The sequence below is a fragment of the Lysinibacillus sp. NPDC093210 genome, from assembly GCF_044753985.1.
Lineage (GTDB): Bacteria > Bacillota > Bacilli > Bacillales_A > Planococcaceae > Lysinibacillus.
Genome location: NZ_JBIVOE010000002.1, coordinates 689,406 through 715,731, shown reverse-complemented (window position 1 = coordinate 715,731; position 26,326 = coordinate 689,406). Strand labels below are relative to the sequence as shown.

31 protein-coding genes are annotated in these 26,326 nt (G+C 38.3%); 21 read left to right on the top strand and 10 right to left on the bottom strand.

Features of this window, described 5'->3' with window-relative positions; translation table 11 throughout:
• Positions 1-494 precede the first annotated feature (494 nt).
• The 4 genes from ACIP9C_RS08980 to ACIP9C_RS08965 all read right to left on the bottom strand — a co-directional run bounded on the left by ACIP9C_RS08980 (position 495) and on the right by ACIP9C_RS08965 (position 3,381).
• On the bottom strand, positions 495-1,304 hold the full coding sequence (locus ACIP9C_RS08980) for a ClpXP adapter SpxH family protein (protein ID WP_401009801.1): 810 nt from the start codon (positions 1,302-1,304) through the stop codon (positions 495-497).
• Complete coding sequence (locus ACIP9C_RS08975) at positions 1,297-1,704, bottom strand: globin domain-containing protein (protein WP_173478079.1); 408 nt, start codon at positions 1,702-1,704, stop codon at positions 1,297-1,299. The genes ACIP9C_RS08980 and ACIP9C_RS08975 overlap by 8 nt, the downstream gene beginning before the upstream one ends.
• Positions 1,705-1,956: 252 nt before the next feature.
• Entirely contained in the window at positions 1,957-2,748 is a 792-nt protein-coding gene (locus ACIP9C_RS08970) for a lytic transglycosylase domain-containing protein (protein WP_401009800.1), read from the bottom strand.
• A gap of 42 nt (positions 2,749-2,790) precedes the next feature.
• Positions 2,791-3,381, bottom strand: a complete 591-nt coding sequence (locus tag ACIP9C_RS08965; protein WP_401009798.1) for a CYTH domain-containing protein — start codon at positions 3,379-3,381, stop codon at positions 2,791-2,793.
• Positions 3,382-3,676: 295 nt separating this feature from the next.
• Here ACIP9C_RS08965 and ACIP9C_RS08960 point away from each other — a divergent pair, with 295 nt between their 5' ends.
• The 6 genes from ACIP9C_RS08960 to ACIP9C_RS08935 all read left to right on the top strand — a co-directional run bounded on the left by ACIP9C_RS08960 (position 3,677) and on the right by ACIP9C_RS08935 (position 8,568).
• Positions 3,677-4,060: a UPF0738 family protein gene (locus ACIP9C_RS08960; protein ID WP_401009796.1), complete on the top strand. Its 384-nt coding sequence runs from the start codon at positions 3,677-3,679 to the stop codon at positions 4,058-4,060.
• Positions 4,061-4,122: 62 nt separating this feature from the next.
• On the top strand, positions 4,123-4,794 hold the full coding sequence (yjbM, locus tag ACIP9C_RS08955; protein WP_340826276.1) for a GTP diphosphokinase: 672 nt from the start codon (positions 4,123-4,125) through the stop codon (positions 4,792-4,794).
• A complete protein-coding gene (locus ACIP9C_RS08950; protein WP_340826274.1) occupies positions 4,791-5,585 on the top strand; it encodes an NAD kinase in 795 nt (264 codons plus the stop codon). The genes yjbM and ACIP9C_RS08950 overlap by 4 nt, the downstream gene beginning before the upstream one ends.
• On the top strand, positions 5,560-6,486 hold the full coding sequence (locus tag ACIP9C_RS08945; protein WP_401009793.1) for an RluA family pseudouridine synthase: 927 nt from the start codon (positions 5,560-5,562) through the stop codon (positions 6,484-6,486). The genes ACIP9C_RS08950 and ACIP9C_RS08945 overlap by 26 nt, the downstream gene beginning before the upstream one ends.
• Before the next feature lie 226 nt (positions 6,487-6,712).
• Positions 6,713-8,089 (top strand): magnesium transporter, encoded by a 1,377-nt coding sequence (gene mgtE, locus ACIP9C_RS08940; protein WP_401009792.1) that lies wholly within the window; start codon positions 6,713-6,715, stop codon positions 8,087-8,089.
• Between the two features lie 53 nt (positions 8,090-8,142).
• Entirely contained in the window at positions 8,143-8,568 is a 426-nt protein-coding gene (locus ACIP9C_RS08935) for a hypothetical protein (protein WP_401009790.1), read from the top strand.
• 66 nt (positions 8,569-8,634) lie between these two features.
• On the opposite strand, the gene ACIP9C_RS08930 is transcribed toward ACIP9C_RS08935, so the two are convergent.
• Positions 8,635-9,159: a CotY/CotZ family spore coat protein gene (locus ACIP9C_RS08930; protein ID WP_340826268.1), complete on the bottom strand. Its 525-nt coding sequence runs from the start codon at positions 9,157-9,159 to the stop codon at positions 8,635-8,637.
• A gap of 134 nt (positions 9,160-9,293) precedes the next feature.
• On the opposite strand from ACIP9C_RS08930, the gene ACIP9C_RS08925 reads away from it, so the two are divergent.
• The 6 genes from ACIP9C_RS08925 (at position 9,294) to ACIP9C_RS08900 (ending at position 12,183) form a co-directional block, all read left to right on the top strand.
• Positions 9,294-9,698 carry a hypothetical protein gene (locus tag ACIP9C_RS08925; RefSeq protein WP_401009787.1) on the top strand — a complete coding sequence of 135 codons (405 nt, stop codon included), beginning with the start codon at positions 9,294-9,296 and terminating at the stop codon, positions 9,696-9,698.
• Complete coding sequence (spoVAC, locus tag ACIP9C_RS08920) at positions 9,698-10,153, top strand: stage V sporulation protein AC (RefSeq protein ID WP_401009785.1); 456 nt, start codon at positions 9,698-9,700, stop codon at positions 10,151-10,153. The genes ACIP9C_RS08925 and spoVAC overlap by 1 nt, the downstream gene beginning before the upstream one ends.
• Positions 10,147-11,142 (top strand): stage V sporulation protein AD, encoded by a 996-nt coding sequence (locus ACIP9C_RS08915; protein WP_401009783.1) that lies wholly within the window; start codon positions 10,147-10,149, stop codon positions 11,140-11,142. The genes spoVAC and ACIP9C_RS08915 overlap by 7 nt, the downstream gene beginning before the upstream one ends.
• Before the next feature lie 9 nt (positions 11,143-11,151).
• Positions 11,152-11,517, top strand: coding sequence for a stage V sporulation protein AE (spoVAE, locus tag ACIP9C_RS08910; protein WP_401009781.1), 366 nt, complete (start codon positions 11,152-11,154; stop codon positions 11,515-11,517).
• A gap of 64 nt (positions 11,518-11,581) precedes the next feature.
• Positions 11,582-11,743 (top strand): YjcZ family sporulation protein, encoded by a 162-nt coding sequence (locus ACIP9C_RS08905; RefSeq protein ID WP_401009779.1) that lies wholly within the window; start codon positions 11,582-11,584, stop codon positions 11,741-11,743.
• A 191-nt stretch (positions 11,744-11,934) separates the two neighbouring features.
• On the top strand, positions 11,935-12,183 hold the full coding sequence (locus ACIP9C_RS08900) for a stage VI sporulation protein F (RefSeq protein WP_340826260.1): 249 nt from the start codon (positions 11,935-11,937) through the stop codon (positions 12,181-12,183).
• Positions 12,184-12,308: 125 nt separating this feature from the next.
• On the opposite strand, the gene ACIP9C_RS08895 is transcribed toward ACIP9C_RS08900, so the two are convergent.
• From ACIP9C_RS08895 to ACIP9C_RS08885, 3 genes are all read right to left on the bottom strand, one after another.
• Entirely contained in the window at positions 12,309-12,737 is a 429-nt protein-coding gene (locus ACIP9C_RS08895; RefSeq protein WP_401009776.1) for a GNAT family N-acetyltransferase, read from the bottom strand.
• Positions 12,738-12,740: 3 nt separating this feature from the next.
• Positions 12,741-13,256, bottom strand: a complete 516-nt coding sequence (locus tag ACIP9C_RS08890) for a YjcG family protein (RefSeq protein ID WP_401009774.1) — start codon at positions 13,254-13,256, stop codon at positions 12,741-12,743.
• A gap of 83 nt (positions 13,257-13,339) precedes the next feature.
• Positions 13,340-14,059: an alpha/beta hydrolase gene (locus ACIP9C_RS08885; protein ID WP_401009771.1), complete on the bottom strand. Its 720-nt coding sequence runs from the start codon at positions 14,057-14,059 to the stop codon at positions 13,340-13,342.
• Between the two features lie 112 nt (positions 14,060-14,171).
• Between ACIP9C_RS08885 and ACIP9C_RS08880 the strand changes: the two genes are divergently transcribed.
• Together ACIP9C_RS08880 and ACIP9C_RS08875 are read left to right on the top strand one after the other, a co-directional pair.
• Complete coding sequence (locus ACIP9C_RS08880; RefSeq protein WP_340826254.1) at positions 14,172-14,753, top strand: phosphatidylglycerophosphatase A family protein; 582 nt, start codon at positions 14,172-14,174, stop codon at positions 14,751-14,753.
• Between the two features lie 937 nt (positions 14,754-15,690).
• Positions 15,691-16,506, top strand: coding sequence for a thermonuclease family protein (locus ACIP9C_RS08875; protein WP_401009769.1), 816 nt, complete (start codon positions 15,691-15,693; stop codon positions 16,504-16,506).
• Positions 16,507-16,848: 342 nt separating this feature from the next.
• On the opposite strand, the gene ACIP9C_RS08870 is transcribed toward ACIP9C_RS08875, so the two are convergent.
• A complete protein-coding gene (locus ACIP9C_RS08870; protein ID WP_401009767.1) occupies positions 16,849-18,633 on the bottom strand; it encodes an LVIVD repeat-containing protein in 1,785 nt (594 codons plus the stop codon).
• Positions 18,634-18,930: 297 nt separating this feature from the next.
• Here ACIP9C_RS08870 and ACIP9C_RS08865 point away from each other — a divergent pair, with 297 nt between their 5' ends.
• Positions 18,931-19,107: an IS3 family transposase gene (locus ACIP9C_RS08865; RefSeq protein ID WP_401009765.1), complete on the top strand. Its 177-nt coding sequence runs from the start codon at positions 18,931-18,933 to the stop codon at positions 19,105-19,107.
• Between the two features lie 54 nt (positions 19,108-19,161).
• On the opposite strand, the gene ACIP9C_RS08860 is transcribed toward ACIP9C_RS08865, so the two are convergent.
• Positions 19,162-19,779, bottom strand: a complete 618-nt coding sequence (locus ACIP9C_RS08860; protein ID WP_401009763.1) for a TetR/AcrR family transcriptional regulator — start codon at positions 19,777-19,779, stop codon at positions 19,162-19,164.
• Positions 19,780-19,989: 210 nt separating this feature from the next.
• Here ACIP9C_RS08860 and kynU point away from each other — a divergent pair, with 210 nt between their 5' ends.
• From kynU to ACIP9C_RS08830, 6 genes are all read left to right on the top strand, one after another.
• Complete coding sequence (kynU, locus tag ACIP9C_RS08855) at positions 19,990-21,276, top strand: kynureninase (protein ID WP_401009761.1); 1,287 nt, start codon at positions 19,990-19,992, stop codon at positions 21,274-21,276.
• 26 nt (positions 21,277-21,302) lie between these two features.
• The gene (locus ACIP9C_RS08850; protein ID WP_401009759.1) at positions 21,303-22,736 is read left to right on the top strand and encodes an amino acid permease; all 1,434 of its coding nucleotides are present in this window, start codon (positions 21,303-21,305) and stop codon (positions 22,734-22,736) included.
• 99 nt (positions 22,737-22,835) lie between these two features.
• On the top strand, positions 22,836-23,369 hold the full coding sequence (locus ACIP9C_RS08845) for a 3-hydroxyanthranilate 3,4-dioxygenase (RefSeq protein WP_139859707.1): 534 nt from the start codon (positions 22,836-22,838) through the stop codon (positions 23,367-23,369).
• A complete protein-coding gene (locus tag ACIP9C_RS08840) occupies positions 23,360-24,370 on the top strand; it encodes an amidohydrolase family protein (protein ID WP_401009885.1) in 1,011 nt (336 codons plus the stop codon). The genes ACIP9C_RS08845 and ACIP9C_RS08840 overlap by 10 nt, the downstream gene beginning before the upstream one ends.
• Complete coding sequence (locus tag ACIP9C_RS08835; protein WP_139859705.1) at positions 24,367-24,813, top strand: RidA family protein; 447 nt, start codon at positions 24,367-24,369, stop codon at positions 24,811-24,813. Before ACIP9C_RS08840 ends, ACIP9C_RS08835 begins: the two co-directional genes overlap by 4 nt.
• Positions 24,814-24,824: 11 nt before the next feature.
• Positions 24,825-26,294 (top strand): aldehyde dehydrogenase, encoded by a 1,470-nt coding sequence (locus ACIP9C_RS08830; protein ID WP_401009756.1) that lies wholly within the window; start codon positions 24,825-24,827, stop codon positions 26,292-26,294.
• Positions 26,295-26,326 lie beyond the last annotated feature (32 nt).

Here is a 26,326-nt window from a genome sequence, read left to right as displayed (position 1 = left end):
TCTTGAAAAAATACTGTATTGTAATCGCTTTCTATATGACAAATTTGTGAATCTAAAGCAGGATACATTGCTTAATTTATTATTCCATGATAAAGTGAATCTTGTGAAATAAATCACAAAACAAACATACACCCCTTTGTTTGAACGTGAACATTTCTCCCATCCCCTTTGTGAAAAAGAGGCGTCTCTATCTGTCGAGGATAGAGGCGTCTCTTTTATTTTAGGTCTTTGTTGCTATCAGCAAAACTTTTTTGTGTCTTTAGTAGTTTTTTTACTAACTATCTCTTTTACTATTTTTGCTAGTGGTGCATTATTTTATTGCTAAGACTATTGAAACAACCTTTCTACTATCACTATTGTTTTTGACGCACTGCTTTGCTTAGCAATAGGTAATCAATTAATCTAATTACCAGTTTTATAAAATAAAAAAAAGGATAGGTCTCTGTCATTTAATGAGCGAGTTCCTAACCTTTTGGAATAAAAGTATAATTGCATTATTTAAGACGCCATAGTGTAGCGTGATCTGTTTGAATACGTTCTATCTTTTGTTGCAGCATACGTTTTTTTAATTCACGTTCAGCTGCTTGTTCTGTTAATGAATAAATAAAAGCTATGTCGTTTGTAGAAAGTGTTTGAAACTTTGAAAACAACTCTTCGATGGTCGGTAACGTTTGGCGTATAAGCTGCTCGTTCATCATCTCTTCTAAAATATGTTCATAAACCTCATAGGAATAGCTACCACTCACTTTTAGACCTTCATCTTCAATACATTCATTGAAAAATACGATACTCGGTACTTCATCAACTTCCATTTCCCGCTTTATATATAAATCGCATTGGAAGGCGCGTGCGGCTTCTTTTGAGCCAAAGTCTACCACAAATTCATTCATATCTAATTGAACATCCTCGGCTATTTTTAAAAGCGTTGCATAGGAATTTACATCTTGATGGTTCAGTACAACATATTCCTGTAATTTCGTTAAATAACGAGCTCCTGCGCGTTTACCCTGTAATTCTGCCGCCTTTATAGCTATAGAAGGTAAAACAGGGTGATTAATATCTAGCTCAATCCCTGATTCACAACCTTTCATGCGCTTGCTCAGACAATTAAGCGAAGAAAGCTCTGTGCTTAATACAATGCGCCATGAGAAATAATGATTGTACTCTAGTTGTAGTTTACGAATGATGGATTGCATACTAAAAGCTTCAGGACAAAGTGGATCTACGAAAATATACAATTCAATTGGCTTATTAGCAGTAGAAATCGTCGGTGTTGGTTCTTGCAACATTTGAATATTATTCACGTAATAATTCCCCCTCATCGTCATTAGGTGTATTAATCATGTGATGAGCTGTTAATACTAAACGGTGGTAATAGGTTTCACGGAACTTCCCTTCCAGGCCAACTTCATCCATTGCTTCGGCCATACATTCTAGCCAAGCTTGGGCACGATCGGGTGTAATTGGAAAATTCATATGACGCGCACGCATCATTGGATGTCCGTGCTCTTCAGTAAAAAGATTTGGACCACCTAAATACTGTGTTTGAAATTGAATTTGCTTGCGTGCTGTCTCTGTTAAATCTTTTGGGAAGATTGGTATAAGTTCAGGATGCTGTGCAACTCTTTTATAGAACGCATGTATGAGTTCAGAAAGTTTTTCAGCGCCCAGCTCCTCATAAGGAACAGTGTATTTTCGACTCATAAGTAAATGCTCCTTTTATTCTTTATAGGAAGTATATCGTAAAGTGCAAATCAACATGTTGATGTACAATTTTAGCTAATACTATGTTGAATAGAAAAATGTGAATATCTTGTGACTACCTTCATTCTATCAACGTCCATTCGTTTACACAAACAAAGAGCACTTTGGAAATGTTTTCGCTAGAAAAGCACAAATTTCACCAACAGGGGTGAAATTTGCTGAAAAAGACCGTAATTACAGGTTTTATGCGATTTATACAGTGTAGTAATTCATCACTTTTTTGACATAATTCTGTGTTTCCTTAAATGGTGGGATTCCATTATATTTTGTTACACGAGAAGCTCCAGCATTATATGCTGCCAACGCAAGTGTTGGATCATTATCGAATTTATCGAGCATTTGACGTAAATATTTAGCTCCTGCCATAATATTTTGTTCAGGATCAAAGGAATTCGTTACACCTAAATATTGTGCTGTCTTAGGCATTAATTGCATTAAGCCTTGTGCTCCTGCATTACTGACAGCTAATGCGTTAAAGTTAGACTCTTGCTTTATAACGGCTGCAATAAGCTTGGCTGGTACATTATAGGTAGCTGCAGCCTTGTCAATAATATCGCCGTATTTATTTGCCCCAGCAAGTGAATTTGCATAGGCAGTTGATCCAATAACATCATCTGATACATAGGAATCAAGACTAGTGCTGGATTGCATTTTTGCTAATGTAGCCTGGATAGAAGCAGGTATATATACTGAATTTGATCCACTATAGAGCAATGATTGGAGTGAGTTATTTGTTGTTCCTCCAGACATGCCTGTTAAACTACTAAGCTGATCCATGAAATTTGTAGAGCTTGAAGAGCTCATTCCAAGTAGACTTGATAATTTTGCACTGTTAGTTGTTGTGGCATCGCCTAACATTTCATCAATCATATCAGAAAATAATGAATTGCTGTTTGTTAAAGAATTGGATGAATTATTTTCTGTAGAACCAAGTGTTTGCAGTGCTTGGATTTCAAGCATCGTTCTTAAAGATTGGATATCCAATTAGTTGGTCACCCTTTCGTTTGTACTATTAAGTAGCTGTTATTATTGCTTCTTAATTGATTGTAGTGCTTTCATAAAGCGGGCGATTTTTTTTTCAGCAATTTGTTTTTCTATACCATATTGCTGTAGAAATTCGTCGAAGATTGCATTTCCTTTTATTTCATCTTTTGATTCATATTCTACCTCATAATCGTCACACTGCAAATAAAAAGAATGATCAAATACAAGAAGTCCGTCTTTATAAGGAATTTCGACACGGTCTGTTGTAAGTGACCCGAACACTGCTAACTGCTCTAGTGGAATATTGTGTATCGCTAGTCTTTTTGCAACTTCGGGCGCATAAAAGCCTTGACCTGCAAGCATTTTTTCGGCATGCGCTGCAGTTAATACGTCCGTCGTCTCTAAATGTACATGTTTTGAAGATTTTTCTTTTAATGTACATTCATAATAATTGTCTATTATTCGAATACGTAGCCCACTTTGCAAATTTCGAATAGCATTAGATGGTGTGTCGAAATAATGATTTGTTTGACGATGAATAGCATTTTTTTTAATTTGAAAATCTTCTAGCAATTGCTCATATTGTTGTTTGGTTAACACATTTTTAAATTCAATTTCAAGTTGTTGTGCCATGTATGCTCACCCTTTATTATTAGTATTTAAACTTGATTCAGCAGAAGTCCGCCAAATTTAAACTTGATTCAGTGAAGGCTCAGACCCTAGCTGAATCAAGTTTAAGGTCTCTTGTGGTGGTCACAGATTTTAAGAAGAGCTTTCAAATAGGCCCGAAAATAATCTGGATGCAAATACACCGAGATGTAATAGATTTTTAACTTGAGTTTACTTGTAGTTTTGCAATTACACACTGCAACTATTTACCCCATATGATAAAATAAGAGGAAGAGAACGACGAAAAGGGGACCCACATGTGCGTAAAATATATACAATAGAATCATTTTATTTTGAAAACCAGCAACCTCATTTTAGTTTAAACGACAATAATAAAAATTTACAGTTAAAGCCTGCTGCTCAATTAATTGCAGACTCTGATGATTTTGCTTTTATTTATTTACTTGATGCAGGAGAGGACTATCATTATTTGCGTTTTCCACCGACTAGTTGGGAGAATCTTGTACAGATTTTACAGGCTAAGCAAAACCCAATGTTAAAAATAGATGAGGAAGTAATTGAACTTACAAATTTTTACGATGAATTGGAAATGCTCGTGTATAATATTGAAGGAAATTACAATTACGGAGCAGAATTTGTTCAGGCAGTGGAACAACACTTCAAGGCAGTTCTCGCTGAATAAAAAGACAAAACGAACAGACGGTGTTGCTTTTGTTCGATACCGAATGTCGGGAGGTTTTAGCGATGGGACAATGGGAGATTTTTTTAAGTCCTTATAAACAAGCAGTAGATGAGTTAAAAATAAAATTAAAAGGTATGCGTTCCCAGTTTGGCATTGTCAATGCAAATTCTCCAATAGAATTTGTTACAGGACGAGTAAAGCCACTGGCAAGCATTTACGATAAAACGTTAGAAAAAGGACTAGCCTTTGAACCTTCGAAACAACTTGGCGACGAGCTTGGCGATATTGCGGGTGTTCGTATTATGTGCCAATTTGTAGATGATATTTCGACGGTGACAGAGCTAATACGACAACGTAAGGATATGCGCGTTGTTGAAGAGCGCGATTATATCACCCATAGTAAACCAAGTGGTTACCGTTCACATCATATGATTGTTGAATACCCCGTTGAAACCATTCAAGGAAAAAAGGTAGTGCTAGCTGAGATTCAAATTCGTACATTAGCTATGAATTTTTGGGCATCAATAGAACATTCACTAAATTACAAATATAAGGGCATGTTTCCAGAGGAAATAAAGAATCGTCTGCAAAGTGCCGCAGAGGCTGCATTCCGGTTAGATGAAGAAATGTCATCGATCCGTAGTGAAATTCAAGAAGCGCAAGCCTATTTTAGTGAATATAAAGAGGCATCGAATCCTAGTTTACTATCAGAGAAGGAGCGTGACTCACAATGAAATTTTCCATTCAATCACGTAGAGATGCACAATCAAATGAATTAATGGAGCTAGCAAAAACATATTTGCAAGATTTTGGATTAACATATGATGAAGAGACGCCTGAAATTGTTGTATCAATAGGTGGGGACGGAACGTTATTACATGCTTTCCATCGCTACTCACATTTGCTAGATCAGGTTGCGTTTGTCGGTATTCATACAGGTCATTTAGGATTTTATGCGGATTGGAAGCCTTCGGAATTAGAGAAATTGGTGTTATCCATTGCCAAGAAGGATTTTAATGTTGTTGAGTACCCATTACTGGAAGTAAAAGTAGAGCATCATAATACAGATTCCAATACTTATTTGGCATTAAACGAAGCGACGGTGAAATCACCGGATGTTACGCTCGTAATGGATGTAGAGTTAAACGGGAATCAGTTTGAGCGATTCCGTGGCGACGGGCTTTGTGTTTCGACACCTTCAGGTAGTACAGCCTATAATAAAGCCCTTGGAGGAGCTATTATTCATCCTACATTAGCGGCGCTTCAAATTACTGAAATAGCATCTATAAACAATCGTGTTTTCCGTACAGTTGGCTCACCATTGATTTTACCAGCACACCATCACTGTGTTTTACGTCCAGTTAATGAGCAAAACTTTAATATGACAGTTGATCATATTCAAGTTACACAAGGCGATGTGAAATCCATTGCTTTTAATGTAGCCAATGAAAAAGTTCGCTTTGCACGCTTTAGACCTTTTCCATTCTGGGAACGTGTGCATGAATCATTTGTTGCCAATGAATAATACCGATACACGTTTTACGCTCCGTTTTCTAGCGGAAAAGGATGGCCAATTATTACGTGAAGCTTTAGCAGAGTGGCAAATATCCAAACGAGCCTTAACAGCTATTAAATTTGATGGGGGTTTATTGACGGTCAATGGTACCGAACAAAATGTACGTTACCCTCTTCATATAGGCGATCAGGTAGAAGTGAAATTCCCACCAGAAGAGAAAAGTGATGGGCTTGCTATTGAATATGGCAAGCTTGCTGTTATTTACGAGGATGAGGCTCTGTTAGTGCTCGATAAACCAGCACATCAAAGTACCATTCCATCTCGTGAGCATCCAACTAAAAGTATTGCAAATGATGTTTGCGGCTATTTCGAACAACAGAGTTTAGCTTCTACCATTCATATTGTGACAAGACTTGACCGGGATACATCTGGCTTGTTATGCATTGCGAAACATGCGCATATTCATCATCTTATGGGTCTAGCCCAACGGCTTGGTGAAGTGTCACGTGAATATGAAGCAATTGTACATGGACATTTAGCAGAAGATTGGCAGTCTATCGTGGCGCCCATTGGACGAAAAGAAACGAGTATTATTGAGCGTGAGGTACGACAAGATGGCCAATATGCTCATACGGATGTAACAGTATTACAGCGTTTTTCAGTTCAAGGAGAGCCGATGACTCATATTCGCTTAAAGTTGCATACAGGTCGAACACACCAAATTCGTGTGCATATGAGTTATTTGGGTCATCCGCTCGTTGGTGATGATTTATACGGAGGGAGTCGCAAGCTAATAGATCGACAAGCATTACATTGCGTATCGTTATGTTTGCAGCACCCTCTAACAAAAGAGAAGCATTATTTCACTAGTCCGATAAAGGATGATATGCAACGAATATTAAATAATTGAGGAGGTGTTCGCAAAAACGGGCATCTCCTTATCATTTTTATTAAAAATAATTATCTTAATAGCATGTTAACAGAAAAATAATCAATTGTAGGGTATAGTATAGGAGAAAGTTGATGTTATCTAAAAAAAGAGTTTGCACAAACAGTACATGCACACTATTATATAAAAGGTAGATTTACATCAACGTATGTAAAATGAATTCAACGCTCGGAAGGAGGGGACAAGCATGATAGAGGAAAGAAATGAAAAGGATGATGTGCAATTCGACGAGGCACATTTACGAGGTATGCTCGAGACCAATGATATTACCGCATTCCGTGATGAGTTTTTAGAACTTCATCCATATGATCAGGCAACGTTTTATGAAAAGGTGGAGCCTGATATACGAAAGATCATCTATTCGTACTTGTCTCCGACGGAAATGGCTGATATTTTTGAGGCAATCGAATTAGATGATGATGAATATAAAGCATATTTAGCAGAGATGGCTCCCGCATATGGTGCGGAAATGCTGTCCCATATGTATGCAGATGATGCCGCAGATGTTTTAAATGAGCTGGATATGCAGCAACGAGAAAGCTACTTAGGCATGATGGACGAAGAAACGGCTGGAGAGATTAATGAGCTTTTGAGCTACGATGAATATACAGCTGGTTCTATTATGACAACTGAATACGTGGCTATTCCTGAAAATTCTACAGTTCGTTCGGCCATGGCGATATTACGTAAAGAGGCACCGAATGCCGAAACGATTTATTATATTTTCGTAGTGGATGAGGCACATCGACTTACAGGTGTTATTTCTCTACGTGATTTAATTATTGCAGACGAAGATACACTTATTCGCTCAATTATGAATGAACGAGTTGTGATGGTACATGTTGGAGATGACCAAGAGGAAGTAGCACAAATTATGAAAGATTATAATTTCTTGGCGACACCGGTTATTGATGATAAAGGTGAGCTTTTGGGGATTATTACAGTCGATGATATTATCGATGTTATTGATGAGGAAGCATCTGAGGATTACTCTAAGTTAGCGGGTATTTCAGATATGGATAAATTTGATACAAATCCTTGGCAAGCAGCGAAAAAACGATTGCCATGGCTTGTCGTATTATTGTTTTTAGGCATGCTAACAGCGAATTTAATGGGGCAGTTTGAAGATACATTAGATAAGGTTGCGCTACTGGCTGTCTTTATTCCACTGATCTCGGGTACATCGGGGAATAGTGGGACACAAGCATTGGCTGTTGCCATTCGAGGTATTGCTACAGGTGACGTTGAAGAACATAGCAAAATGAAACTGTTACTTCGAGAGGCTGGTACTGGAATTTTGACTGGTATTGTTTGTGGTATCATTGTAATCGGCATTGTATATATATGGAAAAACGAATTAATATTAGGCATGCTTGTAGGTGCAGCTATTTGTGGTTCAATTTTAGTAGCAACACTTGCAGGATCATTTATCCCATTATTGATGCATCGTATGAAAATTGATCCAGCTGTTGCATCAGGTCCGTTTATTACAACGTTAAATGATATTACAAGTATTTTAATTTATTTAGGACTAGCGACAATGTTTTTAAGTCAAATAGGCTAAGAACCAATTTCTTCATTTTTGCATATTGTAGGGAAAAAAGGGAAGTGATAATTGTGGAGCGAGAGCCACGCTTATATATAAAATCACCAACTTATTTCTTAAACATTTCCAAAATGCTACATGAACTTGATTTGGATGAAAGTACGTCTGTGTATGTAAGGGATCAATATGAAAACGAGTCGAGTGAAGAAGAAACGTTGCCAAAACAAAATGAAGATAAAGTAGAAATACAAGTACAAGAACAAATTGATGAATATATAATCAAACAATTGCAGTTTTTGGAAAAACCGTTTCGTCAAAAGGCCTATCAGCCATTATTAATTAGTTTAAAAGATGGCAGAAAGTTGAGTGGAACTGCCTCTGATATGCAAGTTGATTCACTTATGTTGACGTCGAGGGAATTTAATACGCAAGAAATTATTTACTTTGAAGATATTGAACAAATATTATGGCGAGGGAAACAATTGCCAACATTATAAAAAAAGTGTACAGCAGAGGATGCTGTACACTTTTTTTTTATGTGTAGTGTGTCAAAGGAGAAAGACTTAATCACAAATCCCTAAGTCAACATCAGCGATACATTGTACAGCGCAGAAACAAGATAGATCCACAGTAATACAGCTATCAGTTGAGTTCCAATCGTCTACTTTACAAATTTTCTTCATATTGACGCAGCAGCCATCACGACTTAATAAGTCAACTGTGCTTTCAGTAGAATCATAAGTACATAAAGGTTCTAAAACACGTAAAGTAGCACAGCATTCATCAAACATATCTTCGACACGGAAAAATACTGATGTACATTTACATGGATCTGCTGATGGTGAGCTAAAGAATGCTTTAAATGGAGTACCGTCTTTTGTAATTAACATGAATACGCGTGTATCTGCTGCTGAACGTGCAGGACTTACAATCCCGCCTAGTGGTTCTAAGAAACAATTTGCTGTACATGGGGAACACTCATCTCGCACCGCTTGATTTTGAATATCTAAAATTGCACGAACTACGTCACAAACGCAGCCTGCTGAATGGATAGGTCCAATAGGATTTGTTGGTTTACCACAACCCATATCGTCACCTCCTTTCTTTCTAACTACTTCTACAATATGTACTTTTAAAATAAGGAATCGGGCTTTCGTTTACTTATTCAAATGAATAGTTTTTTTCTGTGTGGAGAAACTGAGAGGAAAAGGAGGGTAAATACTTGAGGTTATTAAGAATGATGTTGCCTCTATTAGTCTGTATGACATTGCTTATTGGATGCACGGAAAAAGAAAAATTTATTGTTTATGGTTCTCCGCAAAACGAAGAAGAGCTTGAGTCTTTATTAAAAGAAGAAAAATTTGTTGAAAAATCAACTGTTATTCAAAATGACGATAAAATGCTTGTAGCGGTGCAAATTAAACCAATAAAAAAATGGAACAAGACTAAATTAGAGAAAAAACTACAGAAGAAGTTTGATGAAAAATACCCTGACAAAGAAATTTTCGTTTCAGCTGATTATAAAATATTTTATGAAGCAAATAAAATAAAAAAGGATCAACTTGAAGATAATAAACTAAGCGAAAAAATGACTGAGCTAGAGAAGCTTGCAAAGGAGGAAACATAATGGAAAAAGAGCAATATCAAAAACTTGAGCAAAATATAACACCAACTCCACCCTACTTAAAAAATGCTGTAAAAGCATTCATAGTAGGAGGTCTAATTTGTACAATCGGACAAGCAGTTTCTCTTTTTTATATGGTTTTCTTTAATTTCACGGAAGCAACTGCAGGGAATCCAACAGTAGCAACAATGGTGTTTTTCGCAATGATCTTGACTGGCTTAGGTTTATACAAAAAAATTGGTCAATTCGCTGGAGCTGGTTCGGCAGTGCCAGTTACAGGGTTTGGTAACGCCGTTATATCAGCTGCAATTGAACATAAATCTGAAGGTCTCGTACTTGGTGTTGGCGGCAACTTATTCAAATTAGCTGGATCTGTTGTGTTATTTGGCGTAGTATCTGCATTTTTTGTAGCACTTATTAAATATATTCTTGTGACGATAGGGGTGGTTTCATGGTAATCATATTTCCATCAAAACCATCGTTATTAGCTGGTGGCGTGGTGGCAGGACCGTTAGAAGATCGTAGTACGTTTAAACAATATTTTGATACAATCTACGACGATGAGCGCTGGCAAATGGAAACAAATGAACAAGGCCATCGAAAAATGATTGAAGAAGCATGTGAAATTGTGATGAAAAAAGGTGAAATTACAACTGGAGAAGTCGATTTTTTATTAGGTGGCGATTTAGTTAATCAAATGACACCTACTAATTTTGCTGCAAGGGAATTAGCCATCCCATTTATCGGATTATTTTCAGCATGTGCTACCTCTGTTTCAGCTGTTATTGTGGCTAGCCTTTTAACAGAGCTTGGAGCAGCGAATTTATCAATTGCCGGTGCTTCAAGTCAGCATAATGCGATAGAACGCCAATTTCGCTATCCTATCAATTATGGGGCACAAAAACCTCAAACGGCGCAGTGGACAGTAACGGCTGCTGGGTATGCACTTATTGGTAAACATCGAGAAGACGCTCCATGTATTGAAGCGGCGACAGTTGGAAAGGTTATTGATTATGGGATGGATGATCCATTTCATATGGGCGCTGCAATGGCTCCTGCTGCCTTTCAAACAATTAAGTCACATCTTGAGGAGCGTAAACAAGAAATTTATCATTATGATTTAATTTTAACGGGTGATTTAGGACAGCTTGGCTTAAAACTTCTTAAAGGGATGCTTGTTGAGAGTGGCATAAAAAATGAAGAACTAACACTTTTACGCGATGCTGGAGCAGAATTTTACGGTCAAGATGAAGCATTTCAATCTGGGGCAAGTGGAGCAGGCTGCTCAGCGGCTGTTTTTTTTAGTTATGTTATTCAAGAACTCCGAGCAGGCACATATAAGCGTGTGCTTCTTGTAGCGACAGGTGCGCTACTATCTCCACTTTCATTCCAACAAAAAGAAACGATTCCATGTACGGCACATGCGATAGAAATTACAATGAAATGAGGCAACAGCATGGTTACGACATTTATTTTTGCATTTATTATAGGAGGCATTATCTGTGTTATCGGTCAATTATTAATGGATGTTGGTAAATTGACACCAGCACATACATTAAGTACATTAGTTGTCGTTGGTGCCATTTTAGATGGAATGGGTTTATACGAGCCGCTAATTCATTTGGCGGGTGCAGGTGCAACAGTACCTATTACATCATTTGGTAACTCCTTAACACATGGTGCAATGGCGGAAGCAGAAAAACATGGATTAGTGGGCGTGTTAACTGGAATGTTTGAAGTAACAAGCTCAGGAATCAGCGCTGCTATTGTTTTTGGCTTTATAGGAGCTTTAATTTTTAAACCAAAAGGGAATATTGACTAGACGAATACCCCTCTCTAATCTGCAACTTTACATATTATAGGTTGTAGAAGGGAGGGGTGCTTTTATGGGATATCAGGGCTGGTGTGCACAACCTTATGCAGGGATGAATAGCTGGAACAATAATTATTGTGGAGGTAATAACAATAGTGGCTATGGCTCAACGTTTGTCTTAATAGTTGTCCTATTCATTCTTCTAATTATTGTTGGTGCTACTTTCGTTAACTAATTTTCTAGCTATTAGTGATTTATAAAACGTTTTATATTATTTAGGCTTTAACTTTAATTCTGTGAGTATATTAATAACTTACTAAATTAGGTTAAAGCCCCCAACCGTTGTCATAGATGTTTTGTGCAAAACCTATGCGCACAAAGCATTAACGACAATGATGTTGAGGTGGAATTGATAGGAGGGGGAACATGCATCGCTCGTTTTTTAATTCGATTGAGCAAAAGACAGGCGTTTCAATGGATGAAATCTTTGCATTAGCAAATGCAATTCAACATGCAGATTTTACCAATGAAAAACAAGTAAGAAAAATTGTACGTCGTGTTGGCAAAGTGTCCAATAGACAAATCACACAAGAGCTTGAAGATAAAATAGTAAAGTCTATTATTCAAGATGGTGCTTCACTAGACTTCGACAAGCTTGCTAAAATGATGAAGTAATGCTGAAAGCTAGCATTATTTAATATATAAAAGAGCTTAAATGGCTACTTAAAATAGATAACTATTTTCTAAGAAATAAAAAAAGGTGTTACGATTATGCTTTGGCATATCGTAACACCTATTAATTAAATCATTTTTTCCATTGCTCGATGTGGTATACCGGCATCCATAAATTCAGGAGATGTTACCGTATAGCCAAGCTTTTCGTAAAAAGGAACAGCGTAGCTTTGCGCATGGAGTTTTAATTTCTTCTGGTCAATGGAAGTCGCGTAGTTTTCCATTTCCTTCATTATTAAGGCACCTAGTTTTTTGCCACGCTGACTTTGCAAAATACATACGCGTTCAATTTTTGCAGTATGCTCTTCAATGCTACGGAGACGAGCAGCACCAACAGGTTCATCGCCCTCATACATAATGAAATGTGTTGCAGTGTCATCTTGCGCATCACATTCTAAATGAAGTGGAACACCTTGTTCCTCTACAAAAACCTTTTTTCGAACAGCAAATGCATCGCCATGTTCTTTCTCTGTTTCAACAATCTTAACGTTATACAAAAATTATTCAGCTCCAGTCAATCGGAATGTTTCATATGTTGTCCATGACCCATCTTCCAATTGATATAAAAGATGAATACGATCAATACTATCTTTTTCATCAACCCCTGTCATGCGGAGTTGGCCAAAAATATCATCATGCTCTGAATCAGTCATTTTTTGTGCAATTGTAATGTGTGGGACAAAAACATGTTTAGAATCCCCAAAAGGAATTTTTTCTTCAATCACACGATGGAATGCTTGTAATTGTTCAGTTGGTTCGATGCGGAAATAAATCGCATTTGTTGTTGGGAAAAACGAACTAATGCGTGATGCGTGAATGCTTAAAGGTGCATGATTGGCAGCAATGTCATCTAATTGCTTCACGATGGATTGAATATCCTCTTCCGTTGCATCAAAGCTGTCCTTTAATGTCATATGCGGTGTAATCTTTGCATAATGCGGATCGTAACGTTTGCGATACGTGTTCGCTAAATCTTGCAATTTTTTTGATGGAAAAGCCACAATTCCGTACTTCATAGTCCATTACCTCCCGTAAATAAACAATTTTTCTATCTAAGTATAACAGAAAATTAAAAATACGTAATTTGAATCGCCCAACATTAATTGAAATTTTCAATTAATGCACGTCTTAAATCAGGTTTCCAATATTTCCATGTATGATTTCCATCGAACTCTTCATAAAATGTAGAAAAGCCTTTGCTTAACATAAGATTATGCAACTGACGATTTGGTGTTAAGAAATCTTTTACAGTTTTATCCATTGTTACAACTTTATCTTCGTTTTTTCCAACGATATGATAAATAGAAATTGCCCCCGGATCTTTGAAGTATTCAACAGCTTTCAGTACATCTTCGTCAACATAAGGTGATTGCAAAATAACTTTTCCAAAAATGCTTGGATACTTTAAAGCAGCCATTAAGGAAGCGGTTGCAGCCATAGAATCACCAATGACAGCGCGACTCATACCCATCTGGTACGTTGCATATTCAGCATCCAAATAAGGAACAAGTTCATGTGCTAAAAAGCGCAAATAGGCTTCGTGTTGTTCACCACTCGGAATATATTTATGACGGCGATCTTTAATATCTTTATATGGAACAAATGCAATGATTAAATTTTCGATTTCATAGTCATCGATAAGTTCATCGGCTAGTTTTGTAATACCTCCTAGTTGGAAATAGTCCTTACCGTCTGATGCGATTAAAATATTGTATTTGTATAGTGGAGAATAATTAGCAGGGACATAAATATATAACTCTAATTCCTCCTGCAATGCTTCACTATAGAATTTTAAATCTTGTACAGTTCCCTTATCCAATGATGACACTCCTTCATGTGTTTGTGACAAAATTGTACCATATTACGTAAGTAAAGGTATAATAGGTTGGGCTAGCGTTATACTAGCAAAAAAACTGAAATGAGGGTTAGTTATGCATGATAAAAGTATTCGCGTACATTCAGAAGAAGTGGCGAAAGCAGCTCAAGCTGCACTAATTCGTCGTGGTGTAGAGTTAGAGGACATTGCTGAAATTGTTTATGAAATGCAAAAATCCTACAATGTAGGGTTAACATTAGAGCATTGTATTCATTCGGTTGAACGTGTATTGCGTAAACGTGAAGTCCAGCATGCAGTATTAGTTGGGATAGAGCTAGATGAATTAGCTGAAAAAGGGCTATTATCATCACCTCTTCAACAAATTATCGAATCCGATGAAGGATTATTCGGAGTAGATGAAACAATTGCGCTAGGGTCTGTGTTTACATATGGAAGTATAGCTGTAACAACATTTGGACATTTAGATAAACAAAAAATCGGTATCATAAAAAAACTAGACACAGAGCCAGGGCATCATGTTAATACATTTTTAGATGATTTAGTTGGCAGTATTGCAGCTTCCGCAGCCTCACGTATTGCTCACCGTATGCGTGACTTAGAAGAAGAAGGCGAAACATTTGCAGATATTGAGCCAGAAGAGCTTGGTCCAAAACCAAAACCACATAATGAAATTTAAAATGTTGTTTAAATAAAGAGTCCCTCAAAAGTTTTGGGGGAGCATTTAATGTCGACTAAAGGCATCAAGAAGTTTCAATCTTGATGCCTTTGTTGTTTTTTCATGTTGATCGTCATAAAGTAGAATTTCTCTACCAACGTTCAGTTGATTGAAGTGAAGGGCGACGACTCCTGCGGGAACAGCACAAAACGTAAGACGCAACAAACCGCGCGCTAGCGAGGGTTGCGGCTTACGATGTGCCCGCGGAAAGCGTCCGCCCGTAACGGAAATCAACGGCAGAAGTCATTTATAATTATTTCGACTAACCCTTTTTATCCCATGACCACAAATTTTTTATTGAAAGTATTCTGTTTTCATTGACTATTAAGTTGATTGAAGTGAAGGGCGACGACTCCTGCGGGAACAGCACAAAACGTAAGACGCAACAAACCGCACGCTAGCGAGGATTGCGGCTTACGATGTGCCCGCGGAAAGCGACGCCCGTAACGGAAATCAACGGCAGTAATCAACGGCAGTAATCAACGTTGTAGTGTTTGGTGATTTTAATTTTCCACCATCTACATAACTTGAATAACATAGCTTGGTATTTTATTTGAGAAGGCTGATTTTATAATTGGTACAATCACACTCGGAGGATACTTGAAAAATTCTTCAGAAGACAAATCAAATTCATTGTGATATTAGTCGACTTTATTGATAATATAATTAAATAATGTTTTGTAATAATGATGTAAGAAGAGAGGTACTGAAAATGAGTGACAAAGATATTAAGACGTTAATCACTAGCGGAACAATTATTTTTGCTGTTGTTTTGTATTTAATATTCAGATAAATTTTAAAATCTTCAGTTTAAATTAACTGAGGATTTTTGATTTTTGACAAATAGGAGTATGGAATTTAAAAATATAGTTTAATTTTAAGGAAGTAGGATATTGAATTGAAAAAATTATTATTCGCGTTGTTTTTTTCAACATTGCTTATTAGTGGATGTACGGAAGAATCTAGCACCGATAGTGTTAAAACTGAAGATATACAAGGAATTGTAGCTTCAACAAAGGAAACTACTGAAAAGCACGATGTGAGTAAATTTGAAGAATATGAGCTACAGGATGTAATTGACGGCGACACTATAAGAATAAAATATAATGGTAGCTCTGAAAAAGTACGTTTTCTTCTCGTAGATACTCCTGAAACGAATCACGAAACGTTAGGGGTACAACCTTTTGGGCCAGAAGCGAAAGAATTTGCAAAGCAACTACTAGCTGGACAAGATACGGTTTATTTAGAATTCGATGTTTCATATCGGGATAAATATAAAAGATTACTAGCATATGTTTATACGAAAGATGGTATTAGTGTTCAAGAGCAACTATTGAAAAATGGATTAGCACGGGTGGCATATATTTACGAACCGAATACAAAGCATGTAGATTGGTTTAAGTCTATTCAAAAAACTGCGCAACAATCTGCCATTGGTATTTGGTCAGTTGAAGACTATGTAACAAATCGCGGTTATGATAAAGAAGCGTATGATGAGGCTGTGAAAAAAGAAAAACAATCTAAAGCAGATGAAGATGATTCAAATAAATCTAGCAGTAATGAGAGCTGTAAAATTAAAGGGAATATTAATTCAAAAGGTAATAAAATATACCACATGCCAGGACAACGTGATTATGATAATACAATAGCTGAAGAAATGTTCTGTACTGAGGAAGAGGCAGTGGAAAATGGGTTTGTTCCAGCAAAGCAATAAAATATTTGAAGTTTTATATTTTTAGATTTGAAGCATCGACAAATAAAGTAATAAACGTTTATGTAATCTATGGGTAAGCGCCAAATACAACACACCAATAGAAGGAAAAGCGTTCTTCCATTGATGATCAACAGGTAAATGAGGGGTTTTTTTATTCCCCCATACGCTCTTTCATTGGGGCTACTTGTTCTTGCGCTGACCAATTACGTGTATTATGTGTCCAACACTCTGGATGCCTTTGTTTTGTTTCCTCTACACATCTTTTCACTTTCGCACGCCAAAGACTAAAAAAACCGAACGACTTTTCAATAGTCGTTCGGTTTTTTTTATTTACTTTTTACTTTATTGCGTTTGTTTTTTCTCCTCTACGGGCTTCGGTAAACCGAGGACTGGGTCACCGAGTAAAGGTGTAGATAGGGCATACATGCCATGATTTGAAAATGCCCAAATTAAATTTCGGTCCCATTCGACGAAAATGCCGTGTACGGGATTAGAGTGATCGCTTTTCGTAGTTGTGCCATCTTCATTTGGAATTTCTCCAGACATCTTCGGCACAAAGTATGCTTCGATTGTTGATTCTGTTGGGTTGGTTACGTCAAAAATTTGGACACCTGCATTGTAGAAGGCATAAGGGATATATTGGTCGCTCGGAACACCTGGATTAATGGTTGCATAGCCACTACGCTTCGGTCCAAAGCTGCCGCGACGTTGGCAAAAGTCTGTGAATGGTGCTGATTCTGGTGGTGTCGGGCGTTTTAACGTACTAATGATTTTAGGCTTAAGCGGATCGTTGACGTCGATTGCGTAAATATCCTTATAAGGCTCATGGCAATCTTCGCTCAGTGGATAGCCGCTATAGTAAACAATGCCTGTGCTTTCGACTTTGGAAACGTCAATATTATCCCCTTCAGTACCGCTAACACTCATTGGCATCTCAATATGTGAAACCGTTTTCATATTTGCTGGATCAGATATGTCGACAATATAAAACCCAAAGCCACCCATTGCTGCATAGCCATACTTGCCACCCTTTTCTACAGGAGTCGGAATGAATAGCGGCATGCGAGCGCCCATCCATGTTGTTTTGTTGCCAGCGTGGGGATTTTTGTTATAGTCTTCTTCTTCGCCTACACGTTGACCTGGCACCCACCAAGTTGAAAGACGTTTCGGATTAGATGGGTCTGAAATATCAAAGGCCATTTGTGCGCCTGAATATAAATAGCTTTTATATTCTGTATTGCTGAAGGAATCATCAGGTGCACCTGCAACAAATAAATAATCTCCACCATCATAGACAGGTACGTCTTGACAACCAGAGCCTTCTTGTACAAGGTCACTTGCATTTGCTTTCGCATCTAAAGGTGTTTCCGATAGCAGATCCCATTCTGAAAATAATGGGCTTGTGACTTCAAAAATTCGGAATCCACGCAGCATTTCTTTTTCTTTAATAGCCTTTACTTGCTCAGGGGATTCATACTTATTCGATAGAACACCATAACGCGGTACTTCGTAACATTGAACGGCAATTGTTTTGTCCAACTTTTTATTGTATTTTACTGTCATTGGACCGAAGCGTTTGTCTCCCTTATCTGTGTCAATTAATTTATTGGCGATACGCTTGGCATTTTTAGGATCTGTAATATCGAATACATTGTACATATCTGTTTCAAGATCGTATAAATAGCGACGACCGTCTAGATCGAATGTAGCTTGCCAGCTATGCCCCCAACCAATAACGTATGGATAGAATGCTTCTACATTCATATTTTTCGTATATTGATTTTGATCTAGATAAGGCAAACTCCCTTCAAATGGTTGTGGACCTTCATTATCCGGTGTTGCGGCTGGGTGAGTGAAAATCCCGGTCTTCGCATCATAGCCCCAGCTGTCAGGCGCGGGCTCTTCTGGTTCACCTGGTAAAAGCTTTGTTGTGCCTTCCTTTTTCGTTGGCAGCGGTGCATCAGGTGCAAATTTGTTCAGACCTGTGCGCGGTGCTTCCCGCTTTTCTTCTTTTTTAGCATCATCGTTCGCTAAGACAGTGCCTAAAGACAAGAAGAAAATAATGCCCATCATAAGAAAGGTAAAAGCTAAATTACTCAGAAAAGGATATGACTTAAATTTTTTCATCAACGCAATCCCCCTAGAAATCTATGAATTTTTTAAAGCGTAAGAGCATTTTACTAAAGACATGTAGATTGGATAGGTGACAAATAATTTGAAGCTGAAAAATTGTGAAATTCAGTTGTTCCGGAACTAAATAAATACTACAATCATATATGACATGGTGTCAACTTTTATTTTCTGAATATTTAGACTCCATACAATTTTAGTCTCCTATCCAACCTATACGCTAAAATTAGATCTCGGAAATGGGATGCCAGGCAAGTATGTCACACAGAGGGAATTGTTGGGATAATGTGGTGATTGAGTCCTTTTTCGAATATTCAAACAGAAGCATTTGAGCGTGTGAAGTATCATTCGTTGACTAATGAAGTGACGAGATTACGTGTAATGGAATATATGAGAAAATATTATGAGGAACGAATACAAGAAAAATTAGGCTACTTAACTCCCCTAGAATTTGGGAAGCAAGCAGCCTAATGGGGTATTTTATATGTGTCTCAAATGACTAGGTCAGTTCTTGATCTGGTTTTTTTATTTGTATAACCCATCGATATACATCGTTGTAATCGTCCAAGCGATATCCTCAATAGACGCGGACGTATCATCACGCACGAGGTCCCATTGGTGGTTTTCATTAATTAAAAACCATGAGCGTGCGACAATATCGATTTTTAAATCTGACCGTACTAAGCCTTGACTCTGCGCATATGTAATATCGCGGATAATAAAATGAATGTTCGTTTTTCGGATGTCATCCCACTTTTCATTCACGGCAGGGGAAAGGCTAATCGCTTCTGCGAATACTTTCATAATATCTTTATTGGATTTTGCCATCGTTAAAAAAGCAGTGACTTGTTTCAGGACAAGCTCTTTTGCTTCTTCTTTGCTAGTAGGGAGGAAAGGTGTGTGTGCCATATCAAGAAATTCCTGCATGACCGTTTCCATGAGTGCGATTAAAATCTCGTCTTTTCCTTTGAAGTGTACATAAGCCGTCCCATAACCAGTTTCTGCTCTCTTAATAATTTGAGTAATAGTAGTTTTTTTAAAGCCAAATTCGTAGAATAAGTCGCGCGCGGCATCCAATAATTTTTGTTTCGTTGCGATAGAGCGCATATTTCTTCCGTCGATTTGCTTCGTTTCTTCACTCATTAAATGACCTCCTATATATGACTTGTTTTAATTATAATAAGCGTGCTATTGCTTGATAATTCAATGATTTATTTCATTTAATCATAGCCCAATAGAAATATTTTTACAAAGGACGTTGAAAAAATTTGGCAAAAATAATATTGACACTATGTCAACTTTATTTTAGACTATGAACATATTCAGAAAATTTAAAAAACGGGGGAAATAATTTTGGAGACTAGAGAAAGCGTTTACAACAAAGAACATGCAAAACAATATGATGCGAATGATGCATTTCGATCATACCGCGATGAATTTTATTTACAATCAGGTGTTATTTACATGGATGGCAATTCCTTAGGCTTAATGTCCAAAAGAGCCGAGGAAAATGTCAGTGAATTAATGGAATCGTGGAAAGCATACGGGATTAAAGGGTGGACAACTGGTAAGTATCCATGGTTTTTCATTTCAGAGAAGCTCGGTGAAATGTGTGCACCGCTAATCGGAGCTGAGAAAAACGAAGTCATTATTGCTGGTTCTACGACTTCCAATATTCATCAAGCTGTAGCAACATTTTATAAACCAGAAGGGCGACGAACAAAGATTTTAGCGGATGAATTAACATTCCCATCAGATATTTATGCGCTACAGAGTCAAATTAAGTTAAAAGGCTATGATCCAGATGAGCATTTAATACGTGTGAAAAGTCGTGATGGCAAGCTAATTTTAGAAGAGGATATTATCGCAGCGATGACAGATGAGATAGCGCTTATATTGCTGCCAACTGTCCTTTACAGAAGTGGTCAGCTACTAGATATAAAACGCTTAACTGCCGAAGCACAAGCGAGAGGCATTTGCATTGGCTTTGATGCTTGTCATTCCATAGGAGCAATTCCGCATTACTTCAGTGAGTGGAATGTTGATTTTGCTATATGGTGTAACTATAAGTATCTCAACGGTGGTCCTGGTTCAGTCGCTGGTTTGTATGTGAATAAAAAACATTTCGGCATTCATCCTGGCTTAGCTGGCTGGTACAGCTCCAAAAAAGATAAACAGTTTGATATGGCACATACATTAGATGTGGAAGAATCTGCAGGGGCATTTCAAATGGGTACACCGCACGTGCTGAGCTTAGCCCCTATTATCGGCTCATTAGAAATGTTTGCGGAGGCTGGTATCGAAAATATTCGTCAAAAATCATTAAAGCTTACACGTTATATGATGGACTTAATCGAGCAAGAGCTAACTGAGCTTGGCTTTTCAATTGGCAATCCAAATGAAGATGATAGACGAGGGGGGCATGTTTGCTTAGAGCATGATGAGGCGGTTCGAATTTGCAAAGCTTTAATTGATAAGGGTGTCATTCCAGACTTTAGACCGCCTAATATTATTCGTCTCGCACCAATCGCCTTTTATACGTCATTTGAGGAGGTGTGGGAAACCGTCGAAATATTAAAGGCAATCGTGACAGAAAAGCAATATGAAAAGTACGGGAAGGAAAGAAATGTAGTATCTTAAACGACAATATCAAAGGGGGGAAATGTATGTCACAAGACAATCGTTTGCAAGATATCGTTGAAAGAGAAAAGGGATTAAGTCAGAGCTTAACAACACGCCAGCTGACGATGATTGCCATTGGTGGAGCAATCGGGACCGGGTTATTTTTAGGGAGTGGCTTGGCGATTGGCTTGGCAGGACCGAGTGTCATTATTAGCTATACAATCGGTGCATTAATTGCATTATTACTCATGGGCTGCTTAGCAGAAATGACTGTAGCTCATCCAGTGACAGGGTCGTTTGGAGCCTATGCAGAGAAGTATATTAATCCGTGGGCTGGCTTTACGGTACGCTATTCGTATTGGTTTAGTTTAGTATGTGCAATCGGGACGGAGGTTACAGCTGTAGCCGTTTATATGAAGTACTGGTTTCCGACCGTGCCTGCCATCGTTTGGATAGTCTTGTTTGCAGCAGTGCTTATGTATGTGAACGCCACAACGGTCAAATTATTTGGTGCTGTTGAATATTGGTTTTCAATCATTAAAATAGCTGCGATTATTGGATTTATTATTCTAGCAGTCTATGTCATTGTTGGCGCGGATAGTGGCGCAGCTATTGGTACTCAAAATTATACAAATGACGGTGGTTTCTTCCCTAATGGGGTATGGGGCATGTGGATTGCTATATTTGTATCGTTGTTCAGTTATTTAAGTATTGAAATGATTGCTGTTAGTGCTGGTGAAGCAAAGGATCCGGAAAAAGCAGTGCCGATCGCGCTTCGTTCAGCGGTTGTTCGACTTGTACTGTTTTACTTATTAACGCTATCTTTAATGCTGATGATTGTGCCTTGGGGTATGGCAGGAATCGATAAAAGTCCATTCGTAAAAGTAATGGAAATTGTGAATATACCAGGAGCAGCAGCTATTATGAATTTCGTCGTACTTGTAGCAGCGCTTTCTGCGATGAATAGTCAATTATATATTTCTACACGTATGATGTTTTCTTTATCAAGAGGTGGCTACGCGCCGAAAGTATTAGGTAAATTAAATAGTAAAAGCGTACCTTCAGTTGCATTATTTGCTTCTGTTATCGGAATCGCCATCGCGACAATTTTTACAGTTGTTAGACCAGATGCGGCTTTCGCAACGATGATTTCGCTTTCTAGCTTTGGTGCGATGTTTGCTTGGTTTATGATTTTTATTACACATCTGTTCTTCCGTAAAAAATGGAATGAAACGAACGGGCGCAAATTACCGGTAAGAATGATTGGTTATCCGTACTTAACAATTTTCGGAGCAGTCCTGTTAGCGTCTGTTGTCCTATCAACATGGTTCTCACCAGACTTTAAAGCTACATTGACACTCGGATTCCCTTGGTTAATCTTTATTACAGTTTGTTACTTCTTCTGGAAGAAGGCGAACACGAAATCTTCGGTTATTGTAGAAGATACTACAGAGAGCTCAGGAAGCGGGATTATTTAGCTGTAGGCAATCATGGTATGAAGTCGGTAAGCAATTTCAGCACGGTGTTAAAATCCATAAAAAAACATAAATATAAAAATTTAGAGGAGTGGATTTCGTATGGCAACATTACAAGCTTTTAATCTATTAAAATGGATCGAAGAAAATAAGCATTCTTTAAAACCACCTGTTAATAATAAAGTGCTATGGGAGGATTCGGAGTTTATTTGTATGATTTTGGGCGGACCTAATCGCCGTCGAGATTTCCATGTCGATCCATCTGATGAGTTCTTTTATCAAATTAAAGGCGATTGCTTCGTTGAGGTAATTAATGAAGGAAAGCGTGAAGTGATTACAATTAAAGAAGGAGAAGTGTTCATGCTACCAGCCAATGTGCCGCACTCTCCTCACCGAATTGCTGACACATATGGACTTGTCGTAGAAAGGAAGCGGGCAGAGGGAGAGCTAGAGGACTTCGTATGGTTCTGTGAAAACTGCGATCAACAAATGCACAAAAAAACAGTGCAATTAACAGATATCGAAACACAAGTGAAAGGTGCAATCGAAGAATTCAATGGTAGCTTAGAGCTGCGTACATGTAAAAATTGCGGTCATGTAATGTCTGAAGAAGTGAGTTTATGGCAATGCGAGTAGATTTTCATACTCATATTATTCCAGAAGATATTCCTAACTTTGTGGAGAAGTTTGGCGGAGAGCGCTGGCCAACATTAGAAAAAACATGTACATGTGGTGCGAATATTATGGTAGCAGGTCAAGTGTTTAGAGAAGTGACAGACCAAGTATGGAGCCCAGAAAAACGCATACAGGATATGGATGCTGAAGGGGTGGATATACAAGTATTGTCCCCGATTCCTGTGACGTTTTCCTATTGGGCGGAGGCACATGCGGCAGAGGAAATGGCTCGTATTCAAAACGACTTTATTGCGAATACGGTGAAGCAATATCCGAAGCGATTCATCGGTCTTGGCACAGTGCCACTTCAAGATGTAGAGGTAGCGATTCGTGAAATGGATCGTTGCATACATGAGCTAGGTCTTAAAGGCATCGAAATCGGAACGAATGTAAACGGCAAAAATTTAGACGACCCAGCTTTTACAGCATTTTTCGAAATGGCGGAGAAATGGCAAGTGCCTTTATTTATTCACCCGTGGGAAACGCTTGGGAAGGACCGAATGCCGCGCCATAATTTTATGTACACGGTAGGAATGCCAAGTGAAACTGCGCTTGCTGCTGCTAGTCTTATTAACGGCGGAGTTATCGAAAAATTCCCAAAACTTAAAGTGTGTTTTGCACACGGTGGCGGCTCATTTCCTTATATTTTACCTCGCTTAGATCAAGGGTGGGAAGTATGGCCGCATCTACGCTTAACGAGTAAACCGCCGAGCTATTATGCGAAAAATTTCTATTTCGATTCTTTAAATTATGATCCGCTAAATCTTCAATATTTAATTGATCGATTTGGAGCAGATAAAATAGTGATGGGCTCAGACTATCCCTTCTTATTAAGGGAAATCCCACCGGGGAAGATAGTGGATGAGACACTGCAACTTTCAGAAGAACAAAGAAGGGATATTTTAGGGAGAAATGCCTTAGCCTTTTTAAATATCGAGATAAAGGAAGAGATCGGATCATGACACCAGAGGAAAGACTTGCGCAGTTAGGACTTGAATTACCACCTTTACGTCCTGCTTGGGGTGACTATGTAGGGTGTGTGAGGACGGGCAATCTCTTATTTACCGCAGGACAGGGTGTGGATCAGTACCACGGTAAGCTAGGGAGAGATTTGACGACAGAAGAAGGCTATTTAGCAGCACAGCAATCGATGCTAAATCTACTCAGTGTAGTGAAACATGAAATAGGCGAATTAAGTAAAGTGAAGCAATTTGTGAAAGTATTAGGGATGGTAAATTGCACGGAGGATTTCATTGAGCAGCCTAAAGTAATGAACGGAGCCTCGGATTTAATTGGGAAGGTTTTCGGCGAGAAGGGTAAGCACGGGCGCTCTGCTGTTGGCATGGCTCAATTACCTAATAATACAGCAATTGAAATAGAGATGATTATTGAAATCGAAGAATAGGAGGAGTGGCATTGATTAATGAAAAAGTAATCGACGATAAATATTTAAAAGATGCCAAACTATTCATTGGTGGCCATTATGTAGACGCCTTATCAGGTGAAACTTTCGAGACGATTAATCCCGCTACAAATGAAATATTAGCATCAGTAGCAAATGGCGGACAAGGGGATGCAAAGCGCGCAATAGAAGTTGCACATAAAACATTTGCTAGCGGTATATGGAGCAAGATGCCTGTTGAGGAACGATCGCGGATTTTATGCAAAATGGCTGATTTAATAATGAAGAATGTTGAAAAACTTGCCTATGTCGAAACGTTGGACGTAGGTAAGCCAATACGGGAGAGTCTCGAATTTGATATTCCGCGAGCGGCTGCTAACTTCCGTTTCTTCGCTGAGATGGCGAAATATATGACGCACGAGCATTATGATCAAAGCAAGCATTTTTCATATGTGCAATATGCTCCAGTTGGTGTGACTAGCTTAATTATTCCTTGGAACTTGCCGTTTATGCAAATGACGTGGAAGGCATCGGCTGCTCTTGCTGTAGGTAATACCGTTGTCATCAAGCCTGCTTCTTATACACCGCTAAGCGCCATCATGCTTGGAGAAATAGCGAATGAGGCGGGATTACCTCCAGGGGCGCTAAATATTTTGACAGGTCCAGGTGGTATTGTAGGAACAGAAATGGCGACAAACCCTGCTGTGAGGAGAATCTCCTTCGTGGGTGAATCAAATACAGGAAAAACGGTTATGCGTAATGCTGCTCAAAATTTAACCCCAGTTTCGTTAGAGCTTGGTGGGAAATCAGCTAATATTGTGTTTGAAGATGCTGATTTAGAAGAAGCAGTAGCAGGATCAATAGAAGCCATTTATCGCAATCAAGGAGAAATCTGCTTAGCAGGCTCCCGAATTTTAGTGCAGGAAAGTATTTATGATCAATTTTTAGATAAATTCGTGGCTGCTGTGAAACAAATTAAAGTCGGAAACCCCCTCGATATGACAACAGATATGGGTGCTTTAGTTTCTAAGGGGCATTTAAAGCTCGTAGATGAGTATGTGAAAATTGGTCTAGCGGAAGGGGCGAAACTAGCTTACGGCGGTAAGGCTGTCGCTTCACTACCTGAAGGAAACTTCTATGAGCCGACCGTTTTGTACGATGTCAATAATCGTATGCGCATTGCTCAAGAGGAAATATTTGGTCCTGTCCCTGTCATTATTCCATTTAAAACAGAAGAAGAAGCTATTCAGATAGCGAACGATTCTATTTATGGATTAGCAGGGGTCGTATGGACGAATGATTTACGAAGAGGCCAGCGTGTAACAGCCCAAATTCATGCGGGCTTATTATGGGTGAATTGCTGGTATGTGCGAGATTTAAGAACTCCATTTGGTGGAGCAAAGGCTAGTGGTATTGGGCGTGAAGGCGGTCGTCATAGCTTTGAGTTCTATAGTGAAACAAAAACAATTACCGTAAAAAAATAAGCAATGAATAAACAAACAAAAGCTGGTATAGC

What these genes read in the sequence shown, in the direction of transcription:
- ACIP9C_RS08975 (WP_173478079.1), bottom strand. Translation starts at nt 1,704, where the DNA reads ATGAGTCGAAAATACACTGTTCCTTATGAGGAGCTGGGCGCTGAAAAA.
- ACIP9C_RS08965 (WP_401009798.1), bottom strand. Translation starts at nt 3,381, where the DNA reads ATGGCACAACAACTTGAAATTGAATTTAAAAATGTGTTAACCAAACAA.
- yjbM (WP_340826276.1), top strand. Translation starts at nt 4,123, where the DNA reads ATGGGACAATGGGAGATTTTTTTAAGTCCTTATAAACAAGCAGTAGAT.
- ACIP9C_RS08950 (WP_340826274.1), top strand. Translation starts at nt 4,791, where the DNA reads ATGAAATTTTCCATTCAATCACGTAGAGATGCACAATCAAATGAATTA.
- ACIP9C_RS08945 (WP_401009793.1), top strand. Translation starts at nt 5,560, where the DNA reads ATGAATCATTTGTTGCCAATGAATAATACCGATACACGTTTTACGCTC.
- mgtE (WP_401009792.1), top strand. Translation starts at nt 6,713, where the DNA reads ATGATAGAGGAAAGAAATGAAAAGGATGATGTGCAATTCGACGAGGCA.
- ACIP9C_RS08930 (WP_340826268.1), bottom strand. Translation starts at nt 9,159, where the DNA reads ATGGGTTGTGGTAAACCAACAAATCCTATTGGACCTATCCATTCAGCA.
- spoVAC (WP_401009785.1), top strand. Translation starts at nt 9,698, where the DNA reads ATGGAAAAAGAGCAATATCAAAAACTTGAGCAAAATATAACACCAACT.
- ACIP9C_RS08915 (WP_401009783.1), top strand. Translation starts at nt 10,147, where the DNA reads ATGGTAATCATATTTCCATCAAAACCATCGTTATTAGCTGGTGGCGTG.
- spoVAE (WP_401009781.1), top strand. Translation starts at nt 11,152, where the DNA reads ATGGTTACGACATTTATTTTTGCATTTATTATAGGAGGCATTATCTGT.
- ACIP9C_RS08905 (WP_401009779.1), top strand. Translation starts at nt 11,582, where the DNA reads ATGGGATATCAGGGCTGGTGTGCACAACCTTATGCAGGGATGAATAGC.
- ACIP9C_RS08900 (WP_340826260.1), top strand. Translation starts at nt 11,935, where the DNA reads ATGCATCGCTCGTTTTTTAATTCGATTGAGCAAAAGACAGGCGTTTCA.
- ACIP9C_RS08890 (WP_401009774.1), bottom strand. Translation starts at nt 13,256, where the DNA reads ATGAAGTACGGAATTGTGGCTTTTCCATCAAAAAAATTGCAAGATTTA.
- ACIP9C_RS08880 (WP_340826254.1), top strand. Translation starts at nt 14,172, where the DNA reads ATGCATGATAAAAGTATTCGCGTACATTCAGAAGAAGTGGCGAAAGCA.
- ACIP9C_RS08870 (WP_401009767.1), bottom strand. Translation starts at nt 18,633, where the DNA reads ATGAAAAAATTTAAGTCATATCCTTTTCTGAGTAATTTAGCTTTTACC.
- ACIP9C_RS08860 (WP_401009763.1), bottom strand. Translation starts at nt 19,779, where the DNA reads ATGAGTGAAGAAACGAAGCAAATCGACGGAAGAAATATGCGCTCTATC.
- ACIP9C_RS08850 (WP_401009759.1), top strand. Translation starts at nt 21,303, where the DNA reads ATGTCACAAGACAATCGTTTGCAAGATATCGTTGAAAGAGAAAAGGGA.
- ACIP9C_RS08845 (WP_139859707.1), top strand. Translation starts at nt 22,836, where the DNA reads ATGGCAACATTACAAGCTTTTAATCTATTAAAATGGATCGAAGAAAAT.
- ACIP9C_RS08840 (WP_401009885.1), top strand. Translation starts at nt 23,360, where the DNA reads ATGCGAGTAGATTTTCATACTCATATTATTCCAGAAGATATTCCTAAC.
- ACIP9C_RS08835 (WP_139859705.1), top strand. Translation starts at nt 24,367, where the DNA reads ATGACACCAGAGGAAAGACTTGCGCAGTTAGGACTTGAATTACCACCT.